Origin of the sequence: Caenispirillum salinarum (genome assembly GCF_044803115.1) — a bacterium.
Lineage (GTDB): Bacteria > Pseudomonadota > Alphaproteobacteria > Rhodospirillales > Rhodospirillaceae > Caenispirillum > Caenispirillum salinarum_A.
Genome location: NZ_CP085224.1, coordinates 4625251 through 4646108 on the forward strand (window position 1 = coordinate 4625251; position 20858 = coordinate 4646108).

Sequence of the window (20858 nt, forward strand, 5' to 3'; positions counted from 1 at the left end):
CGGTGCGCCGGCCGGCGGCGCCGGCGTTCGTCACTTCACGAAGATGCGGTCGTACATGCGGAAGGTATCGTCGCCCTTGCGCGCCAGCACGCGGATTTCCCACTGGCCGGGCTGAGGCAGGACGATTTTCGTGCCGTAGCGGCCGGTGTCGCGGCGGGTCAGGCGGACCTCCTGATCCATGCCCGCCTGCGTCGGCCGGCGGATTTCCGCAAAGACCTCCAGGCCTTCCAGCCCCTCGCCATCGGGGCCGGTGGCGGAAATCATCAGGTCCGCCGGGTAGTCGCCCGGACGGTCCTTGGTCATCTGCTCGGCCTGAAGCCCCACCGTCCAGCCCAGCGCCTTCTGAGCCTCGGCCTCGGCCAGGGTCTGGTTGTACAGCCGCCCCTTTTCATAGGCGTTGCGGGTTTCCAGCCCGTTGAAGGTGCTGGTGGCGAAGTAGGCCAGCGCCCCGTTCACCCCGACGACCACCATGAAGGCGGCGACGAAGATATAGGGATACCACCAGCCGCTGGGCCGTGGCGTGTTGCCGGTCATGCTCATGTCGAAACGATGCTCCTGCCTCTCGAGCCAGGACCCGGAGGGGCGCGCATCAGCGCGCCCCGGGACCGGCGAACAGCGTATCATACTCCATGACCTCACCGCTCGCCTGATTGGTCAGGACGAACTCCAGTTCGGTCGAGGAGCCCTGCAGCGCCGACGGCGGCGCGGTGACGTAGATGCGGAACGTGCCCACCGAGTCGCCCTTCACCGGCAGCTCCGCGGAGTCTACGGGCTCGTCCGTGTAGCCGACCACGTTCAGCGTCGCCCCCTCGATGCCCTGGGTGTCCAGCGTGTAGGTCTGGTCGCCCGGCTGCATGTTGAGCACCTTGAAGGTGTAGCCGTTGCGGATCTGGCCGTCGGACAGCGGCACGTACAGCGGGCTCCGCTCGTGCAGCACGTTGATCTCGGTGGTCGCGCGGGTGGACAGGCCATACACCATGACCGCGGTGACGATCACCATCATCACCGCATAGATGATGGTGCGGGCGCGGACGAAGCGGTACTTGGTCGGCTCGCCCCTGGCGCGGGCCACCTGATTGTTGGTGCTGTCGTAGGTGATCAGGCCGCGCGGCAGGTTGAAGCGGTCCATGATCTGGTTGCAGGCATCGATGCACAGGCCGCAGCCAATGCACGCCAGCTGGCTGCCGTTGCGGATGTCGATGCCCGTGGGGCACACCTGGACGCACATGGTGCAGTCCACACAGTGGCCGCGGTCCTTAAAGGACTCGCCCTTCTTGGCGAAGCCGCGGGGCTCGCCGCGCCATTTCTCGTAGGTGACGACCAGGCTGTCCTCGTCGAACATGGCGGCCTGGAAGCGCGGCCACGGGCACATGTAGATGCACACCTGCTCGCGCGCCCAGCCGGCCAGCAGGAACGTCACGCCGGCGATCACGGCCAGGAAGCCGTAGATCCCCAGCGATGCCTGGCCGGTGGCGATGTCGACCGAGGTTTCCCACGCCGGGTTGAAGTAGATCATCCAGGTCCAGGCGGTCGCGGTGGCGATGGCGGCCCAAATGGCGATCTTCAGCGTCTTGATGCCGAACTTGCGCGCGGTCATCCGGCTCTTGTCGAACTTCATCCGCTTGTTGCGGTCGCCCTCAAGCCTCTTTTCCACCCATACGAACAGATCGGTGAACACCGTCTGGATGCAGGTGAAGCCGCACCACACGCGGCCCAGAAGCGCGGTGACGAAGAACAGGCCGATGGAACCCAGGATCAGCACGCCGGTCAGGTAGTAGACCTCCTGCGGCCAGATCTCGACCCAGAAGAAATAGCCGCGGCGGCCGGCCAGGTCCATGAGGATGGCCTGGTCGGGGGCATCGCCCGCCCGATCCCAGGGAATCCAGGGGCCGATGAAATAGATGCCAAGAAGCACGATCATGGCGATCCATTTCAGGTTCCGGAAGGTCCCCTGGATCGCGCGCGGGTACACCTTTTCGTACGCCGCGTACAGCGAGGACTTCTGCGTTTCTTCCGGCTTCTTGCCCGACGGACGGGAAGGCTTGGGCGCCTTCTCCGCAACCTCGTTCGCTACCGCCATGGTATCGCGACCTCTCTCTCATGACTGCGCCGCTTGGCCCCACACCAGTCGGCGACCATAGGGATAATGCGGGCAGGCCACGCCGGCAACCGGATCAACCGCATGTCGGCCATGCACGCGCGCGCGTGGCGCGACGGTCGGACCGGCTGCGATGTGTCGTATGCGGTGTGGCTGTGCTCGACCGTCTCCCCTGCCGGCGGCCCGCCGTGCGGGCCCACGGTTCGACGCCCCTTGGCATCTCCCGCCGCGGCAGAAGCCGGTGCTTCTTCATGCCACCGATCGTACGGTGGTTGAAATGACATCGATCAATGGACCGAGTCCGAAACGCCCCTGCGGCCGGGAAAACCGACCCGTTCGGGCGGGCGGCTTCGGGTCCAGTAAATGCGCCTGTATAAGCGATTCGTCAAGGACCTAAAGGTCTACTTCTGCTGGGGCCAAGGCGGCCGCGGCAACCGGATTCGGCGCCGAAACCCAGCCCACGGGCACGGCGCCGCCGCGACACGGCCGGCGCCGGAAAGACACAGGGCCCGACTGCCGAGGCAATCGGGCCCTGCGCCCAAAGCAACCAGGGGATCAGGCTTACTGACCGCCACCCAGCGAGTGGACGTAGACGGTTACCTGCTTGATCTCCTCCTCGCCGAGGCGGCCGCCCCAGGCCGGCATGACACCGTGCTTGGGCTCGTAGATCTGAGCCTCCACGGCATCCCGGTCGCCGGAGTACAGCCACAGCTGGTTGTTGAGCGGCGGCGCGCCCAGAACCTGCTGGCCCTCACCCTCGAAGCCGTGGCACGCGGCGCACTGCTCTTCATAGAGGGTGGCACCCTCGGTGCCCTCGTTGGGGTTGCCCGACGCCAGCGACACGACGTAGTCGGTGACCGCGTCGATCTCGGAATCGCTCAGGATATCCATGGCGCCGAAGGCCGGCATCTCGGACAGGCGCGTGTCCGCGTTCTGGTCCCAGCGGATGCCGTGCTGCAGGGTGGTGTAGATTTCGTCCAGCGTGCCGCCCCAGATCCACTCGTCATCGGCGAGGGTGGGATAGCCGAACTGGCCGGCGCCGCCCGACTGGTGGCACGGCGCGCAGTTTTCCTTGAACACCACCTGGCCGCCGGCCATGGCGTAGTTGCGCAGGTTGGTGTCGGCCACGATCTCGTCCAGGGACGAGGTCTTGATGGCCTCCAGCTTGTCGGCGTGCTCGGCGCGCGCCGCCACCAGGTCGGTCTCCAGCTCGGCACGCGAGCTGTAGCCCAACAAGCCGCCGGTGGCGCTGTTGGTCAGCGGAATCGCCGGATAGGCGAAAACATAGCCGACCGAGAAGATCACCGTCGCCCAGAACACGTACACCCACCACTTGGGCAGCGGCGTGTTCAGCTCGCGGATGCCGTCCCATTCGTGGCCAGTGGTATGCTGGCCGGTAATGGCGTCCTTTTCAGGGGTTCCCGCCATTTCACTGCTCCTTGTCGTCATCTTCCCGGAAGATGATGTTCTTGTCGTCCTCAAACCGTCCCTTGTTCTTGGGACGGAAGGCGAAGAACACCACCCCCAGGAAGAGAATCATCAGCCATAGGCCCCAGAACTGGCGCAGGAAGTCGCTCAGGTTGTGCAGGTCTTCCAGCATCAGATCCTTGCCTTACCGATACGCGTTGGCTTCGCCGGCATCGAACTCGGAGAAGTCGACCAGGGTGCCCAGCATCTGCAGGTAGGCCACCAGGGCGTCCATTTCCGTGATCATGTCGGGGTTGCCGTCGAGGTCGCCGCCGTTGGCCTTGGGATAGGCCTCCGTCACCGTGTCGAGATCACCGTTGGCCTGGGCTTCCAGGTGCAGGGCGGCGTTCTCGATCTGGTCATCGGTGTAGGGGACGCCCACGATGCGCAGCGTGCGCAGGTGATCGGCGATGTCGTCGTACTTGAGCGGCGTGGTCGCCAGGTGCGGGTAGCCCGGCATGATCGATTCCGGCACGACCGACCGCGGGTCGATCATGTGACGGGTGTGCCACTCGTTGGAGTACTTGCCGCCCACGCGCGCCAGGTCGGGACCGGTGCGCTTGGAGCCCCACTGGAACGGGTGGTCGTACTTCGACTCCGCGGCCAGCGAGTAATGACCGTAACGCTCCACCTCGTCGCGGAACGGACGGATCATCTGGCTGTGACAGTTGTAGCAGCCTTCACGGATGTAGATGTTGCGGCCCTGCAGCTCCAGCGGGCTGTAGGGGCGGACACCGTCCACCTTCTCGATCGTGTTCTGGATCGAGAACAGCGGAACGATCTCCACGATGCCGCCGATGATGATCGTCAGGAAGATGCCCAGCGTCAGAAGCAGGACGTTCTTCTCGATCTTCTCGTGTTGCTTGATGAGAGACATGTCAGCCTACCCCTTACTGCTGGGCGCCGGCGACGGCTTCCGGCGCCTCATAGGGACGCTCGGTGCGCACGTCACCCTTGATGGTGCGGTACATGTTGTAGGCCATGATCAGGCCACCAATCACGAACAGCAGACCGCCGAAGGCGCGGATCACGTAGTAGGGGTGCATGGCCTCCACGGTCTCGATGAACGAGTACTGCAGGAAGCCCAGCTCATCATAGGCGCGCCACATCAGGCCCTGCATGATGCCCGAGATCCACATCGCGGTGATGTAGAGCACGATGCCGATGGTGGCGATCCAGAAGTGATAGCTGACCAGGCGCATGCTGTAGAGCTGCGAACGCTTCCACAGGACCGGGAACAGGTAGTACATCGCGCCGAAGGACACGAAGGCCACCCAGCCGAGCGCGCCGGAGTGCACGTGGCCGACGGTCCAGTCGGTGTAGTGCGACAGCGAGTTCACGGCCTTCACCGACATCATCGGACCTTCGAAGGTCGACATGCCGTAGAACGCGACCGAGGTCACCAGGAAGCGCATGACAGGGTCGGTGCGCAGCTTTTCCCAGGCACCCGACAGGGTCATGATGCCGTTGATCATGCCGCCCCACGAGGGCATCCACAGCATCACCGAGAACACCATGCCCAGCGTCTGCGTCCAGTCGGGCAGCGCGGTGTAGTGCAGGTGGTGCGGACCGGCCCAGATGTACAGGAAGATCAGGGCCCAGAAGTGCACGATCGACAGACGGTAGGAATAGACCGGACGCTCGGCGCGCTTGGGAATGAAGTAGTACATCATGCCCAGGAAGCCGGCGGTCAGGAAGAAGCCCACCGCGTTGTGGCCGTACCACCACTGCGTCATCGCGTCCTGAACGCCCGAGTACAGGGTGTAGGACTTGGCGCCGAAGAAGCTGACCGGCACGGCGAGGCCGTTGCCCAGGTGCAGCATGGCGACGGTGACGATGAACGCCAGCAGGAACCAGTTGGCCACGTAGATGTGCGGCTCGCGGCGCTTGATCAGCGTGCCGACGAACGTGGTCAGGTAGGCGACCCAAACGACGGTCAGCCACAGGTCGACGAACCACTCCGGTTCGGCGTATTCCTTGCCCTGGGTGTAGCCGAGCACGTAGCCCAGCGCCGCCATGACGATGAACGCCTGGTAGCCCCAGAAGACGAAGTTGCCGAGCGCGGCGCCGCCGTAAAGGCCGGTGCGGCAGGTGCGCTGCACGATATAAAGCGACGAGCCGATCAGGATGTTGCCGCCGAAGGCGAAAATCACCGCCGACGTGTGGACCGGGCGCAGACGCCCGAAGGTCGTCCACTCAAGATCGAAGTTCAGAGCCGGGAAGGCCAACTGCCAGGCGATGAAATCGCCCGCCAGAAAGCCCACCACGCCCCAGAACATCGCCGCAATGACGAAGTTGCGAATAACACCTTCATTGTAAGGCGTCGCCGCGGACTGGGCGTTGTACGCCGTGGTCGCTTGGGTCATGACCCCTCCTTGATCGACCAGAACATTCTTCCCCATCCGGTGCGGATGGCACGCGGCACGAGATCGGCCGGAACCCCTGCCTCCGAGGAGGCTCCCCTTCGGGTTTCCGCGTCACTCGCGCCGGTCGGCGCTTTTCCGACCGTTGCCCCGCCGCCCGCGATCTGCAAAAACATCACGCACGACAGGGTCCGGCCTTTTGACAGCCGGACTTTCATCTATAGCAAATGCCACAAATTTTCCAGCCAAAAGACGGCCTCGGCCGCAATCCTGCCGCGATCATGCCGGCGGCGTTGCACGCGGGCCCGCCGCCGCTCCGACTCAGCCTCTGTCCAGGACGCCCCATGACCGATATCCTGCCCACCGTCGACACCCCGGAAAGCCGCCCGCACCTGCGCATCCAGAAGGGCCGGGCCCGCCGTCTCCGCCAGGGCGGGCCGTGGCTGTTCTCCAACGAGGTGGAGATGACCGCCGAGGCCAAGGCCCTGCCGCCGGGAACGCTGGTGACGGTGGTCGATGCCGGCGACGAGCGCCTGGGCGTCGCCACCTTCAACCCGCATTCCCTCATCTGCGCCCGGCTGCTGGACCGCGACTGGCGCACGGTCGTCGACACCGGGCTGATCAAGCGCCGACTCGCCGCCGCCGCCGCCCTGCGCGACCGGCTCTACGGCACGCCCCACTACCGCCTGATCCATTCCGAGGCCGACGGCCTGCCGGGGCTGATCGTCGACCGCTACGGCGACGTCTTTTCCGTCCAGGCGAACACGGCCGGCATGGAACGCCTGACGCCGCTGGTGGTGGAGGCGCTGGCGGAGGCGTTCGCACCGTCCGCCGTGGTGCTCCGCAACGACACGCCGGCGCGGGCGCTCGAAACCCTGCCGCAGGAGCAGGTCGTCGCGCTCGGCGCCGTCGACGGGCCGGTGGCGCTGGTCGAGAACGGCGTCACCTACTTGGCTGATGTCACTACGGGGCAGAAGACCGGCTGGTTTTACGACCAGCGTCCGAACCGGGCCTTCGTCGCGGGCCTGGCGAAGGAGCGCCGCTGCATCGACGTCTATTCCTACGCCGGCGGCTTCGGCCTGGCCTGCGCCGCAGGGGGCGCGGCCGAGGTGACGCTGGTGGACCGCGCCGAGCGTCCGCTCGCGCTTGCGGCCGAGGCGGCGGCGCGCAACGGCTTCGCCGAGCGCGTGAAGACCACCCAGGCCGAGGCCTTCGGCGAGATGCAGCGCCTGGCCGCCGCCGGAGAGCGCTTCGGGGTCGTGGTCTGCGATCCGCCGGCCTTCGCCAAGGCCAAGCGCGACCAGGCGCAGGCCGCCAAGGGATATCGCAAAATGGCGCGGCTCGGCGCGGCGCTGGTCGAGCCGGGCGGCGTGATCCTCTGCGGATCATGCAGCCATCACATGCCGCTCGACCGTTTCCAGGAGGAAGTCACCCGCGGCCTGCACCAGGCCGGGCGCGACGGCCGCCTGCTGCACACGGGCTTCGCCGGCGCCGACCACCCGGTGCATCCGGCCCTGCCGGAAAGCGCCTATCTGAAGACGCTGACCTTCCAACTGGATTGAGAACCGGCGGCTCCGGCCGGATCAGAGCCGCGGCAGGGCGTCCCAGCGGTAGCGCACCTCGCGCAGGCGCCTGCCGCCGATCGTGTCGTACTGGGTGCGGTCGGGGACGCCACCCAGGTGCGCGTAGAACGCGCGCGCCGGGCGGTTGTCGGCCAGCACCCAGACGAACAGCTGCGCCATGCCCTCCGCCGCCAGCCGCTTCACCGCCGCCGCCATGAGGGCCCGGCCGAGCCCATGCCCCCGGCGGTCCGGCCGCAGGTAGAGGCCGCCGACCTCGCCGTCGCCGGGGGCCGCGTCGGCATCCCGCAGGGCGCAGCCCTGCACGAAGCCCACCACCGGGGCCATTCGCCCGCCGTCGCGCGCCACCAGCGTCCAGCCTGCCTCGGCCGCCAGGATGCGGCGCCACTGGGCGGTGCGCTGGACCTCCGACAGGCTGTCGAGAACGACCTGCGGCACGATGCCGGCATAGGCCGCGCGCCACGCCGCCACATGCACGGCGGCGATGGCGGGGGCATCCTCGGGCTGGGCGGGCGCGATCAGAACCATGGCATTCCCATACCACCGCCCGGTCGCCGCCGCGAAAAGGAAAACGGGGAGGCCGGTCTGACGCCGGTCTCTCCCCGTCCGTGAAGCCCCATGCCCTACTTGCCCGGCACCCGCCGATGGCTGCGGGCGCGATCCGTGCAAGGCACGCAGGCAACGATGCAGGCGGCGTGCCAGCCGCCGGGGCATTGTCGCGGCTGCCCTGTCCTTGAGCACGCGCGGGTCATTGCCCGAATTTTAGGCCAAACGCGCAGCAACTGCCTTCGCCGCGGGCAGGCCGGCCAGGGCACCATCATCCGCAACCTTGTATCGTGGAAGAACGTTCTCCAGGTTCAGAGGGGGTCCGCGCCGCCGGGGTCATCGCGACGTGCCATGCCGGCGCGGCCCTCCACCGTGCAACACTCGCGCCCCAGCGGAAGGACACCGCCCTGACGGACCAGACATTGCCAGCACCCGATTCCGCCACGACCCAGCCCCTGAGCCAACCGCCCGCCGCCGCGCCGCGCCTCCTGGACCGGCCGGGGGTCGCATGGCGCGTGGAGACGGCGGACCGCGCGGCCCTGCTGGTGGACGCGGCCGCCTACTTCCACGAGTTGCGGCGGGCCCTGCTCAAGGCGGAGCGACAGGTGCTGCTGGTCGGCTGGGACGTCGACGGCCGCACCGACCTGGTCGGCCCCGACGCCGCGCCCGAACCGGGCGACGAGGCCCCGCGCCTGCTGCGGGAACTGCTCACCTGGCTGGTGGAGCGCCGCCCCGACCTCAACGTCCATGTGCTGCTGTGGGACTACACGCTTCTCTATGCGCTCGACCGGGAGCCCCTGCCCACCGTCACGCTGGGCTGGACGACGCCGGACCGCGTCCACCTGCACCTCGACGACAGCCTGCCCATGGAAGCCAGCCACCACGAGAAGGTGGTGGTGATCGACGACGCCCTGGCCTTCTGCGGTGGCATGGACGTCACCATCCGCCGCTGGGACACGCCGGACCACCGCCTGAGCGACCCGCGCCGGCGCGACCCGGGCGGCGAGGCCTATCCGCCCGTGCATGATGCCACGCTCATGGTCGACGGCGCGGCGGCGCGGGCGCTGGGCGATCTGGCGCGGGAACGCTGGCACCACGCCACCAGCCGCCTGCTGCGCCCCGTTCCGCAGGCGAGCGGACGGCGCCTGTGGCCGGATGACGTGCCGCCGCGCCTGCGGTCCGTCCCCGTCGGCATCAGCCGCACCCGCCCCGCCGGCAAGCGTTGGGACGCGGTGCGCGAGGTCTGCGACCTCTATTGCGCCGCCATCGAGGGCGCCGAACGATCCCTCTATATAGAGAACCAGTACCTGACGGCCGATTGCGTCGCCGATGCCCTGGTCCGCCGCCTGCGCGAGAATCCCGACCTGGAAGTGGTCATGGTCGGCCCCCGCACCGCCATGGACTGGCTGGAGGAGACCACCATGGGCGTCGGCCGCGCCACCTTCATGGCGCGGCTGGCCGAGACCGGCGCCGGCGACCGCATCCGCCTTCTGGCCCCGGTGATCCGCGACGACGCCGGCGAAAGCCACGACGTCAAGGTTCACAGCAAGCTGATGATCGTCGACGACCGCGTCATGACCATCGGCAGCGCCAACCTCGCCAACCGCTCCATGGGCCTCGACACCGAGACCAACACCACCGTCGAGGCGACGCGGCGCGAAGACCGGGACGCGCTGGCTCGCTGGCGCGACGGCCTGCTGGCCGAGCACCTGGGCTGCCCGCGCGAAGCCGTCGCCGGCGCCCTGGCGGAATCCGGCGGATCGCTGGTGACGGCCATCGACGCGCTGGCGGAGCGCAATCCGGCGCGGACCCTGGTTCCCGTGGACGCCAGCCTGGCCGAACCCAACGAGGGCGTGGCCCTGCTCAACCGCATCGGCGACCCGGAAGAACCCATCGACCTGGACCGCTTCCTGGCCGAGCAGGTGCCCGAGCCGCCCGTCGGACCCTCGCGCAAGCCCCTGTCGCGCCATCTGTGGACCGGCTTCTTCATCGTCGCCGTCCTCGCCGCCGTCATCGCCCTGTGGGAACTGACGCCGCTGCGGGAGGGGCTGGACCCGCGGGTCTTCTACGACCGGGCGGTCGCCCTGCGCGGGTTGCCGTGGACGCCGCTGGCCGTGCTTGGCGGGTATGTGGCGTTGGGGCTGGCAGGCTTCCCCATCACCGTCCTGATCACGGTGACGGCAATGGTCTTCGGTCCGGCGATGGGATTTGTCTACGCCAGCACCGGCGCCATTCTGTCCGCCGTCATCAGCTTCGGGCTGGGGCACCTGCTGGGCAAGCGGCTGGTGCGGCGCTACGCCGGAGCCACGGTCAACCGCCTGAGCGAAGCGCTGGGCCGGCGCGGTATCGTGGCCGTGGTGTTCCTGCGGGTGGCGCCGGTGGCGCCGTTCCTGATCATCAATCTGGTTTCGGGCGCGAGCCATGTGGGATTTCGCGACTATATCCTGGGGACGCTGCTGGGCATGCTGCCGGGCATCGCGGTGATGACCCTGCTGGGGTCGAGCATCATGGGCCTGATCCAGGACCCGACGCCGGCGCGCATCATCGTTCTGGTGGGTTGCCTGGTGCTGTGGTTCCTGGTCAGCGTCGGGCTTCAGCGGCTGGTCTCGCGTCGCCAGAAGGCCCGCGACCGGGCCGGACGCGGATAGCGGACAGGAGAACGGAAGGCCCCATGCGCCTGCGCGTCGCCACCTACAACATCCATTCCTGCATCGGCAACGACCGGGGCTACGACCCCGCGCGCATCGCCGAGGTGATCCTGGAGACGGGCGCCGATGTGGTCGGCCTGCAGGAGGTTGCCGCCAAGCCCGACCTGGACGGCGTGCCCGACCAGTTCTCCTACCTGGCGGAGGCGACGGGCATGACCGCCATCGCCGGGCCCAACGTGATCCTGCGGGAAAGCCGCTTCGGCAACGTGCTGCTGACCCGCTGGCCGGTGCTGGGCGTGCGCCGCGTCGACCTGTCCATCGCGCCCTACGAGCCGCGCGGGGCCGTGGTCGCCGACCTGTCGGTGCGCGGCCAGCGGCTGCGGGTCATCACCACCCACCTGGGCCTGAGGGTCTGGGAACGGGCGCGCCAGCATGCCACACTGGGCGACCTGATGGCCGCGCGGGGCGATGCGCCGGCCGTCATCATGGGCGACTTCAACAGCTGGTGGCCCGACGTCGCGGCGCTGCGGCACCTGGGGCCGCGCTTCGGATGCCGCCTGTCGCCCGCCAGCTTTCCGGCGCACCTGCCGTTCCTGGCGCTGGACCGCATATGGGCGGTGCCGGACACCTTTGCCGGACCGGTGCGCGCCCACAAGTCGCCCCTGGCGCGCCAGGCCTCCGACCACCTGCCGGTGGTGGCGGACCTGGAGCTGCCCGATCCCGCCCCCTCGCGCGTTGAAGAGGACGAGGCCGACACCGCCGTGACCATTGCAAGCCGCCGGACCATCGAGGCATGACCACCGAGCGCCCGCAGGACAGCCGCCCCGCCGCCATCGGCACCCACGAGCCACCGCGCCCGGCCTCGCCGCCGTTCGCCGCCGCGGCGCCGGCTCCGGGCGCGTCGCGGGCACAGGAAGGACCGGCCCATCACGGCCCGGCCGCCGCCGCGGCGGCGCTGGATGAGCATGACGCCGGCCGCCGCGGGCGCCTCAAGCTGTTCCTGGGCGTGGCGCCCGGCGCCGCGACCGTGCCGACCGTGCTGGCGGCCCATATCGACACCATCCACCGCCTGCGCCGCGAGGCTCCCGACCGCGCCAACCGGCCGGTCATCGGCCTGCTCATGCCCGGCGACCTGCGCGACCTGCCGTCGGAAATCCAGGACAGCGACGCCCTGATCGTGCGCTGTGACGACCCCGAGGACCTGCTGCGCCACGATCCCGACGTGGTGGTCATCAAGGGCCTGCGCGGCATCAACCGCCAGATCGCCCGGCTGGACACCGGCGCGGGGTCGCCCATCGACGCCATCCTGGAGCGCGGCATCGACGTCTACTGCGCCCTCTCGGCGGCCCACCTGGACGGCGCACGCGACCGCATCGGCGTGCTGGCGCTCATCCCGCGCGAGGAGAGCCTGCCGGAAACCCTGCTGGAGAAGGCCGACCAGATCGAACTGGTGGACGCCGCCCCCGAGGACCTGGCCGACCGGTTCGAGAGCCGCAGCCTGATGCTCTCGGACGACGACTACGAGACGCTGGCGCCCATCTACGCCGTGGATTGCCTGACGCTGCTGCGCGAAACCGCCATCGGCGTCACCGCCCGGCACGTCCATCGCCAGTCGCTGGAGCAGTGGTCGGAGGGCGCGGGCGTCGACACCGAGACCCCGGCCGTTGAGCCCGAGCCGGCGCCGCGCATCCTGGTTCTGCTGTCCGACGTCGGCCGGCCCGAGCGCCTGGTGCAGGACGGCCACCGACTGGCCGACCGCAACGGCGCGGCTTGGTTCGTCGCTTATGTGGACACCGCCTGGAACCACCGCCTGCCCCAGGCCATCCAGCGCGAGGTGACGGAAAGCCTGCACCTGGCGGACCATCTGGGGGCCGAGGTCGTGCCGCTGGGCGGCCCCGACCTGCTGGAGGAAGTGAGCGAGTTCATCCGCACCCACCGCATCACGGAAGTGGTGGTCGCCCGCCCGCCGGTGCGCGGCCTGCGGCGTCTGTGGCGGCGGCCCTTCGCCGACCAGTTGCTGGAGCGCTTCCGGAACCTGGGGGTGCACATCGTGCCCGGCCCGGAGATGACCGTGGACGCCTTCGCCCTGCCCTGGCGCATCGACGAGGGGCGGCCGTGGTTCCACGAATACCTGGCCGGCGCCGTCGCCGCCTGCATGGCGGCCGGGCTGATCAAGGTGCTCGACCCCCTGCTGCCGGCGGAAAGCCTGTCCATCATCATGCTGATGGCGGTGGTCTACGCCGCCACCGCCTACGGCTTCGCCTCGGCCCTGTTCACGTCGGTGCTGGGGCTGGCGATGTTCAACTTCTTCTTCGTCGAGCCCCAGTTCGCCCTGACCCCCAACAGGCCCGAGCAGATATTCCAGCTCGCGATCTATCTGGTTTTGGCCGCCATCGCCGCCAACCTGGCCGGGCGCCTTCACGACCAGGCCCAGGCGGCGCGGCGGCGCGAGCGGCACACGGGTGCGCTCTACCACCTGTCGCGCGAAATTGCCGCCACCTCGGACCCGGCCAAGGTGATGTCGGCCATTTCGGCGCAGATGCGCGACCTTTTGAACGTCAACGTGATGATCCTGCTGCCCCGGCGCATGGTGGCCGAGGCCGACCCCGGCCCCACGGGATCGGACGCGGAGGCCGAGGAACTGTGCGCCGCCTGGCCGGAGGGCGGCACCCTGGACGAGGAAGCCTGGCGCATCGCCTCGTGGGTGCGACGCTACGGCGAGCCTGCCGGGCGCGGCACGACGGTCCACAGCAACGCCGGCTACCTGTTCCAGCCCCTGCGCACGGGCGGCGGCGTCATCGGCGTGCTGGTGGTGGAGGCCCCCGACCCCATGATCCTGCGCCGCGCCAGCTTCCGCCGTCAGTTCGACAGCCTGGCCGGCTTCTCCGCCGTGGCGGTGGAGCGCATGCACCTGAACCGCGAGGTGGAAACGGTGCGCGTGGTGGCCGAGACCGAATCCATGCGCTCGGCCCTCCTGTCGTCGCTGAGCCACGACCTGCGCACGCCGCTGGCCTCCATCATCGGGTCGACGAGCAGCCTGCTGACCTACGGCCGGTCCTATTCCGAGGACGTGCAGCGCGACCTTCTCAAGACCGTGCTGGAAGAGGCCGAACGTCTCAACCGTTTCGTCGGCAACCTGCTGCAGATGACCAAGCTGGAAGCAGGCGCCACCGTGCCAAGGCCGCAGTGGACCGACCTGGACGACCTGGTGGGCACCACGCTGGAGCGGATGGAGGGGCGGCTTGAGAAAGTGCACGTCGCGCTCGACATTCCGCCCATGCTGCCGCTGTTCCAGGTGGATTTCGTGCTCATGGAGCACGTGCTGATGAACCTGCTGGACAACGCGGTGAAGTATTCGCCGGTGGGATCGACCATCACCATCCGCGGGCGTGCCGAGGACGGATGGATCGTCATCGAGATCACCGATCAGGGCATCGGCATCCCCGCCGAGCACTGCGCGCGCATTTTCGACAAGTTCTTCCGCGTCTACTCGCGCGACCGGGTGGTGGCCGGCACCGGCCTCGGCCTTGCCATATGCAAGGGCATCGTCGAAGGTCACGGCGGCACCATCGAGGCGGAAAGCGACGGCGAGAACGGCAGCACCTTCCGGGTGCGCCTGCCGGTCCGCACGCCCACGGCCGCCGACCTGGAGGGGGTCGACGCACCGCCGGAACACCTGCCCGCCAACTGATCGGGCCGCACCGTTCACGAGACCTGGACCAAAAGCAAGACCAACCGGAGACATCCGCCACCATGCCCAACGACGCAACGGGAACCGCAAAAGTCCTCATCGTCGACGACGAACCGCAGATCCGCCGCTTCCTCAAGGCGAGCCTGACCGCCCACGGCTACCAGGTGGTGGAGGCCGAGGATGCCAATTCGGCCATCAAGGCGGCGACGGTGGAAAAGCCGGATCTGACGGTGCTGGACCTGGGCCTGCCCGACATGGACGGCATGGAGGTGATCGAGCGGGTGCGCGAGTGGTCGTCCATGCCGATCATCGTGCTGTCGGTGCGCTCGGACGAAAGCGACAAGGTTGGCGCGCTCGACCGGGGCGCCAACGACTACATCACCAAGCCCTTCGGCATGGCGGAGCTGATGGCCCGCATGCGCGCGGCGCTGCGCCACATCGGACCGGAGGCCAGCGACGACCCGGTGCTGGAGACCGAGCGGGTGAGCATCGACCTCGCCAAGCGGCTGGTGACGGTGGAAGGATCGCCGGTGAAGCTGTCGCGCAAGGAATACGACCTGCTGCGCGCACTGGCCCAGCATCCCGGCAAGGTCATCACCCACCAGCAGCTTCTGCGTGACATCTGGGGCGAGGCCTATGTGGAAGAGACCCAGTATCTGCGCGTCTACATCGGCCAGTTGCGTCAGAAGCTGGAGGCCGATCCCTCCCGCCCCCGCCTCATCATCACCGAGCCGGCGGTGGGATACCGGTTGCAGATTTCGGTGTGAGCGCGGGGCCGCCGGCCGGGTGGTGATCGCCGTTGCGAGGGGCTGCCGACACCGCAGGTGGACCCCGTCAGCCGACTACCCCCGCTTCGCCCGCGCGTCATCAAGCGCGGCGCGCAGCGCGTCGAAGGGCAGCATGACCGAGCCGTGGCGGCTTTTTAGGTCGCGCACGAGGCGCAGGTATTCCAATTCCTGCCAGTCGCCGCCGGGCAGGGGCCCGTCTTCCTTGAGCATGGCGCGCATGGCCTCGGCCACCTGGTCCAGTTCCTCGACCGAGCGGCCGACGGCGTTGGCGGCCAGAATGGCCGTCGCCGCCTCGCCCAGCGCGCAGGCGCGAACCGCATAGCCGAAGCCGGTCAGGCGGTCGGCATTGTCCAGGGCGACGTCGACCGTGATGCGGCTGCCGCACAGGCGGCTCACCTTTTCCGCCGAGGCGTCGGGGCTCTCAAGACGGCGGTCCTCCCGTACCTGACGGGAATATTCCTTCAGCTTGTCGCTGAACAGGTCGATCATCGCGGTTTCGGAACTCATCCCCACCCCGGGTCATGCTGAGCAAAGGCCAACGGTAAAGGCGGCAGTCTACACCACCCCTGCCCAACATGGGGAGATCCCGCGCGGCCCGCATCCCCGGAGGCGGCGCCTATTCGGCGCCGGCCGCCGCGCCCTCGTCACCGCGCTCGTGTCCGCCGGCGCGGGCGATCAGTTCCTGATAGCGCGCGGCGTCGATGTCGGGGTAGGCCTCCACGAACGCCGTGATGTCCCACAGTTCCTCGGCCTCCTCGATCGGCCCCCAGGCGGGCATGCCGGTCATCTTGAAGCCGTTGTCCAGAATCCAGTAGATGGACGCCGGCGCCCAGAACTCGGCCACATGGCCCATTTCCGGCGGCTTGGGCATCATGTGGTCGGCGAAGCCCATGGCATCGACGCCCGGCGCCCCGTGACACGCCACGCACATCTTGTCGTAGGCCCCGGCTCCGGCGGCGATACGGTCCGGCGAGGCCAAGTCGCCCGGCACCGGGATATCCTCGGCGCGGGTGCGCACGGAGTTGACGCGCGTGGTCGCCAGGACCCAGTTGACCAGCCCCGTGTGCTTGTCGGTGGCGGCGACGTTGTAGACGCCGGTGAACATGATGATCGCCGCAATGACGACCAGGACCAGCAGGGTGGCGATGACGGTGCCGACGACTTTCATGGTGCGCTCCGGCGATTGCAGAAGGGGCTCCTTCTGCAACGCCGTCGCGCATCCCCCTGTTCCAGATGGGTCCCTCAGAGGTACCAGGCGAACTCGTGCGGGGTGATGACGCTCTGGAACTTCTCCAGCTCCGCCGTCTTGGTCGCGTGGTAGAGGCCCAGGTATTCAGCCCCCATGTAGCCCGGCAGCACCTCTGCCGCCTCCAGCCGCGCCAGCGCCGAGCGCCAGGTCCAGGGCACGTCCGGGTCCAGGTGCTCGCCGGCGTTGCCGGTGTTGGCCGGGCCGGGGTCGATCTTGTTGGTGATGCCGTGGTGCGCACCCACCATCACCGCCGCCAGCGCCAGGTACGGATTGGCGTCGGCACCGCAGACGCGGTGCTCCACCCGCCGCGTCGGCCCGGCGCCCGCCGGCACGCGGAAGGCCACCGAGCGGTTGTTGACGCCCCAGGTCCGCCCCACCGGCACATACAGGTTCGGCGCGAAACGGCGGTAGCCGTTGGCATTGGGCGAGAACAGCGCCATGCCCTCGGCCATGGTCGCCTGCATGCCGCCGATGGCCCAGCGCAGCATCTCGCTGCCCGTGTCGGACCCGTCGTCGAACAGGTTGTTGCCGTCCTCGTCGCACAGCGACAGGTGGATGTGCAGCCCGTTGCCCGCCATGTGGGTGAAGGGCTTGGACATGAAGGTGGCCTCGAAGCCGTGCTTCTCCGCCACGCCCATGACCACGCGCTTGAGCAGGCTGGCGTGGTCGGCCGCCGCCACGCCGTCGGCCACGTGCCGCAGGTTGACCTCGAACTGCCCCGGCGCATATTCGCTCGATGCCGTGTAGCAGGGCACGCCCTGAACGTTGCAGCCGTATTCGATGTCGCGCAGCACGGCGGCGTAGGACTCGATTTCCCACATGCCGTAGACCTGGGTGTTCTTGTCGCGCTGGCCGGTGTCGGGCGCGATGGGGAACTGCGGGCCGCCGTCGGACATGCGCTGGCGGTCGATGAGGTAGAACTCAAGCTCCAGCGCCGTGACCGGGTGCAGCCCGTCGTCGCGCAGGCGTTTCTCGACACCCTGGAGCACCACGCGCGGGTCCAGGAAACTGGCCGATCCGTCCTGCTCCGTCATGGTCAGCAGCACCTGGGCCGAGGGCACGCGCGCCCAGGGAACCCGCTTGAGCGTGCCCGGCACCGGCACGGCGATGCCGTCGGGGTCGCCGTCCGAGAACCCGCGCCCGCCGGCGTCGGGGCAGTCGCCGGTGACGTCCAGCAGGAAGACGCTGAAGGGGATCTGCATGCCGTTCTCGTACAGGCCCTTGGCGTCCTGGCGCGGATAGCGCTTGCCGCGGACGATGCCGCAGAGGTCGAACAGGATCGCGTCGACGTATTCCACGTCCGGATGATCGGCCAGGAAACTGGTCAGTTCCTCGACACCGGCTTTCATGATGGGGAAACTCCCTGTCGGCTGTCTTGATGGGCCGCGACGGCCGGAGCGTCGCATATGTCGAACACACACGCCGGCGCGGCACGCTTTGTTATCGGCCTCAAGGGTGGCCTGCCGCGTCTCGGGCTGTCAATCGGCTGGTGAATTTATTTGACAGCCGGAGCGGCCCCGCGGGCTCTGCCGGCGGGCGCTCCCGCTTGACTTGCCGGGCCGGGGTGCCCATGGTTCCGGCACTCTGCCCCTCCCCTCAACCCGCCCGCCGGGCGCGCGTCGAGGCACCGGGTCCTGTATGCCGTGACCTTCCGCCGTCCCGCCGTCTCCGGCGGGCACTCCGACCGAAACGACCTCCGACGAGAGCAATATCCGATGCTGATGGACTGGGTGTTTTTCATCGCCGGCCTCGTGCTGCTTGTGGCCGCGGCCGAGGCGCTGGTGCGCGGCGCCGTCGCCATGGCCGACCGCCTGGGGATCTCGCCCCTGGTGATCGGCCTGACGGTGGTGGCCTTCGGCACCTCGGCACCGGAACTGGTTGTGGCCGTGCAGGCCGCCATGACCGGAGCCGGCGGCCTGGTCTACGGCAACGTCATCGGGTCGAACATTGCCAACATCATGCTGATCCTGGCCTTTGCGGCGCTGATCCAGCCGGTGCATGCCGAGATGAAGGCCTTCGCCCGCGAATCGGTGGTGCTGATCGGCGCCACGCTGGCGCTGGTGTTCTTCATGTGGGGCTGGGGCGTCGTGCGCTGGGAGGGCGGCGTCATGCTGGCGGCGCTCGCGACCTACCTGCTGTGGTCCTACTTCCGCGAACGCAAGACATCGGCCGAATCCCAGGCGGCGCTGGAAGAGGTGGAGGAACTGTCCACCCTGCAGCACAAAAGCTGGGCGACCATCATCGGCGCCACCCTCATCGGGCTGGCCGGCGTCATCGGCGGCGCCCGCCTTCTCGTGATTGGCGCCACCTCCATCGCGCGGGACTGGGGCGTGCCGGAAGAGGTCATCGGCCTGACCATGGTCGCCATCGGCACCTCGCTGCCCGAACTGGCGACGGCCGTCGCGGCGGCGATCAAGAAGCACAACGACGTGGCGCTCGGCAACGTGGTGGGCTCCAACGTCTTCAACATTCTGGGCGTCATGGGCGCGGCGGCGCTGGTGAAACCGTCGCAGACGCCGGTCCAGGTGATGCAGTTCGACGTATGGGTCATGCTGGCCGTCACCCTGCTGCTGGTGCCCTTCTTCCTGTCCGGCCGACAGTTGTCGCGGGCGGAGGGCGGTTTCCTGCTGGCAGGCTACACGGCCTATATCGCTGTCCTGTTCATCGGCGTGGATAAACTGTTCACATGACCAACACTCCCCGCAAGCCCGGTCCGTCCCCGCGCACGGTGCTGATCACCGGAAGCGCCAAGCGCATCGGCCGCGCCATCGCCCTGGACCTGGCCGATCACGGCTGGGACGTCGCCGTGCATTACCGTTCCAGCCCCGAAGAGGCCGAAGCCGTCTGCGCCGAGGTCGAGGCCAAGGGCCGCCGCGCCGTCGCCCTGCAAGCCGACCTTGGCCGGGAAGCCGACGTGGCGGACCTTGTGGGCCAGGCCACCAGGGCGCTGGGGCCGCTGGGGGCGCTGGTCAACAATGCGTCGGTGTTCGAATACGACGATTGGGACGGGGCGACGCGCGAGTCGTGGGACCTGCACATGGAGGCCAACCTGCGCGCCCCCTTCGTGCTGACCCAGGCCTTCGCCCGGCAGGTGGAGGCTCCGAACCACGGCTGCGTCGTCAACGTCATCGACGAGCGGGTGTGGAACCTCACCCCGCATTTCGTCACTTACACCCTGTCCAAGGCGGGCCTGTGGACCCTGACGCAGACGCTGGCCCTGGCCCTTGCGCCGCGCATCCGCGTCAACGCCATCGGCCCCGGCCCGACGCTCCCCAGCCCGCGCCAGAGCCAGGAGCAGTTCGACGCGCAAAGTGCCTCCATGCCGCTGGAACGGGGCACGACGCCGGAAGAGGTCTGCGACGCCGTGCGGTTTATTCTTGCAGCCCCGGCCATGACCGGGCAAATGATTGCCCTGGACGGCGGCCAGCACCTTGCCTGGAGCCAGGACCCGCACCAAGGCAAGGCCCCCCAGTCCATCGCGGAGTAGACTCCGGCGGAAGGGTGCCGGGGCCTGTCGCCCTGGCGGATCGGCCGGTCCGCCCTATATCGCGCGTTCCGCGCCGCCCGCCCGCGTGGCCGAGCCTTTCCGCCCGGCCGCCGCCGCGCCCTCAACCGGACCGGATGCCCATGCCCGCAACCCCCGCCGTCACGCCGTTCCCCTCCGCCATCGCCAGCGCCCAGTCCGGCCTGCGCCACGTGTTCCTGCGCGACCTGGTGGTGGTCGCCAGCATCGGCGTCTACAAGCACGAGCACGAAACCCCCCAGCGCGTGCGCATCAACCTGGACCTGGCGGTGCGCGAAGGCGAAGGGCCGCGCCATGACGACCTGGCGGAAGTGGTCTGCTACGAAAAGATTCGCGAGCGCGTGCGCGACGTGGTGCTCGACCGCCATGTCAACCTGGTGGAAACCATGGCCGAGCGGATCGCGGAAAGCTGCCTGACCGACCCGCGCATCCGTTCCGTCCGGGTGCGGGTGGAGAAGCTGGACGTGTTCGAGGATGTCACGTCGGTCGGTGTCGAAATCGAGCGCTTCAACACTTTGGCGTGATCGTTTGCGCGACGAATTGCGGCCCGGCACTGCGAGGCGGCGGCGGGTTGATCGACGTGATTCGCTACCAACGCGCGATTGGATTAGGCGGTTCCGCCGAAAGTTCGATCGAAAGATTACGGAAACCTGCCGATTCGCGCATGTCCAGTCCTCGGACGCAGGGTTGTGCACAGGGCATGGCGGCGGCTGCCAAACCGCAATATCCCTGTCAAGATGGAAGATCATGATCCCCTCGAACTTTCCGTAACCCAGGAGAATCAAGGGGTTCCGATGTTCGCACATTTTTTGTGCAAGGCGGTAAGACTCCAAGAGTCCTGCGGGTCGGAGCAAGATGCCCCAAAGCTATTCACAAAGTTTTCCACAGGCTCCGTGGATATGTCT

At 68.3% G+C, this 20858-nt stretch carries 18 protein-coding genes; 8 read left to right on the forward strand and 10 right to left on the reverse strand.

The window, feature by feature from the left end; genetic code table 11:
- Window positions 1-30: 30 nt before the first annotated feature.
- The 6 genes from LG334_RS21425 to ccoN all read right to left on the reverse strand — a co-directional run bounded on the left by LG334_RS21425 (window position 31) and on the right by ccoN (window position 5931).
- On the reverse strand, window positions 31-540 hold the full coding sequence (locus LG334_RS21425) for a FixH family protein (protein ID WP_404381321.1): 510 nt from the start codon (window positions 538-540) through the stop codon (window positions 31-33).
- A gap of 49 nt (window positions 541-589) precedes the next feature.
- Complete coding sequence (ccoG, locus tag LG334_RS21430; protein ID WP_404381323.1) at window positions 590-2080, reverse strand: cytochrome c oxidase accessory protein CcoG; 1491 nt, start codon at window positions 2078-2080, stop codon at window positions 590-592.
- 579 nt (window positions 2081-2659) lie between these two features.
- A complete protein-coding gene (gene ccoP, locus LG334_RS21435; RefSeq protein ID WP_404381325.1) occupies window positions 2660-3526 on the reverse strand; it encodes a cytochrome-c oxidase, cbb3-type subunit III in 867 nt (288 codons plus the stop codon).
- Window position 3527: 1 nt separating this feature from the next.
- A complete protein-coding gene (locus LG334_RS21440; protein WP_009538855.1) occupies window positions 3528-3698 on the reverse strand; it encodes a cbb3-type cytochrome c oxidase subunit 3 in 171 nt (56 codons plus the stop codon).
- A 12-nt stretch (window positions 3699-3710) separates the two neighbouring features.
- Complete coding sequence (gene ccoO / locus LG334_RS21445; protein ID WP_404381328.1) at window positions 3711-4442, reverse strand: cytochrome-c oxidase, cbb3-type subunit II; 732 nt, start codon at window positions 4440-4442, stop codon at window positions 3711-3713.
- 13 nt (window positions 4443-4455) lie between these two features.
- Window positions 4456-5931 (reverse strand): cytochrome-c oxidase, cbb3-type subunit I, encoded by a 1476-nt coding sequence (gene ccoN, locus LG334_RS21450; protein WP_404381330.1) that lies wholly within the window; start codon window positions 5929-5931, stop codon window positions 4456-4458.
- A 341-nt stretch (window positions 5932-6272) separates the two neighbouring features.
- On the opposite strand from ccoN, the gene LG334_RS21455 reads away from it, so the two are divergent.
- The gene (locus LG334_RS21455) at window positions 6273-7490 is read left to right on the forward strand and encodes a class I SAM-dependent rRNA methyltransferase (RefSeq protein ID WP_404381332.1); all 1218 of its coding nucleotides are present in this window, start codon (window positions 6273-6275) and stop codon (window positions 7488-7490) included.
- A gap of 21 nt (window positions 7491-7511) precedes the next feature.
- Here LG334_RS21455 and LG334_RS21460 read toward each other — a convergent pair whose 3' ends face one another.
- Window positions 7512-8036 carry a GNAT family N-acetyltransferase gene (locus LG334_RS21460; RefSeq protein ID WP_404381334.1) on the reverse strand — a complete coding sequence of 175 codons (525 nt, stop codon included), beginning with the start codon at window positions 8034-8036 and terminating at the stop codon, window positions 7512-7514.
- A gap of 440 nt (window positions 8037-8476) precedes the next feature.
- Here LG334_RS21460 and LG334_RS21465 point away from each other — a divergent pair, with 440 nt between their 5' ends.
- From LG334_RS21465 to LG334_RS21480, 4 genes are all read left to right on the forward strand, one after another.
- Window positions 8477-10702 (forward strand): VTT domain-containing protein, encoded by a 2226-nt coding sequence (locus LG334_RS21465; protein WP_404381336.1) that lies wholly within the window; start codon window positions 8477-8479, stop codon window positions 10700-10702.
- 23 nt (window positions 10703-10725) lie between these two features.
- Window positions 10726-11499, forward strand: coding sequence for an endonuclease/exonuclease/phosphatase family protein (locus tag LG334_RS21470; RefSeq protein WP_404381338.1), 774 nt, complete (start codon window positions 10726-10728; stop codon window positions 11497-11499).
- Window positions 11496-14393: an ATP-binding protein gene (locus LG334_RS21475; RefSeq protein ID WP_404381340.1), complete on the forward strand. Its 2898-nt coding sequence runs from the start codon at window positions 11496-11498 to the stop codon at window positions 14391-14393. The genes LG334_RS21470 and LG334_RS21475 overlap by 4 nt, the downstream gene beginning before the upstream one ends.
- A 62-nt stretch (window positions 14394-14455) precedes the next feature.
- Window positions 14456-15160, forward strand: coding sequence for a response regulator (locus tag LG334_RS21480; protein WP_404381342.1), 705 nt, complete (start codon window positions 14456-14458; stop codon window positions 15158-15160).
- A gap of 75 nt (window positions 15161-15235) precedes the next feature.
- Here the strand turns inward: LG334_RS21480 and LG334_RS21485 are convergent, their stop codons facing one another.
- The 3 genes from LG334_RS21485 to LG334_RS21495 form a co-directional block, all read right to left on the reverse strand.
- The gene (locus tag LG334_RS21485) at window positions 15236-15688 is read right to left on the reverse strand and encodes an iron-sulfur cluster assembly scaffold protein (protein WP_404381344.1); all 453 of its coding nucleotides are present in this window, start codon (window positions 15686-15688) and stop codon (window positions 15236-15238) included.
- Between the two features lie 109 nt (window positions 15689-15797).
- Window positions 15798-16388 (reverse strand): c-type cytochrome, encoded by a 591-nt coding sequence (locus LG334_RS21490; RefSeq protein WP_404381346.1) that lies wholly within the window; start codon window positions 16386-16388, stop codon window positions 15798-15800.
- A gap of 35 nt (window positions 16389-16423) precedes the next feature.
- Window positions 16424-17779 (reverse strand): glutamine synthetase family protein, encoded by a 1356-nt coding sequence (locus LG334_RS21495; RefSeq protein ID WP_404381348.1) that lies wholly within the window; start codon window positions 17777-17779, stop codon window positions 16424-16426.
- Between the two features lie 366 nt (window positions 17780-18145).
- On the opposite strand from LG334_RS21495, the gene LG334_RS21500 reads away from it, so the two are divergent.
- The 3 genes from LG334_RS21500 (at window position 18146) to folB (ending at window position 20477) form a co-directional block, all read left to right on the forward strand.
- Window positions 18146-19120, forward strand: coding sequence for a calcium/sodium antiporter (locus LG334_RS21500; protein ID WP_404381350.1), 975 nt, complete (start codon window positions 18146-18148; stop codon window positions 19118-19120).
- Window positions 19117-19917 (forward strand): SDR family oxidoreductase, encoded by an 801-nt coding sequence (locus tag LG334_RS21505; protein ID WP_404381352.1) that lies wholly within the window; start codon window positions 19117-19119, stop codon window positions 19915-19917. Before LG334_RS21500 ends, LG334_RS21505 begins: the two co-directional genes overlap by 4 nt.
- A 134-nt stretch (window positions 19918-20051) precedes the next feature.
- Window positions 20052-20477, forward strand: coding sequence for a dihydroneopterin aldolase (gene folB / locus LG334_RS21510; RefSeq protein ID WP_404381354.1), 426 nt, complete (start codon window positions 20052-20054; stop codon window positions 20475-20477).
- The last annotated feature ends 381 nt before the right edge of the window (window positions 20478-20858 follow it).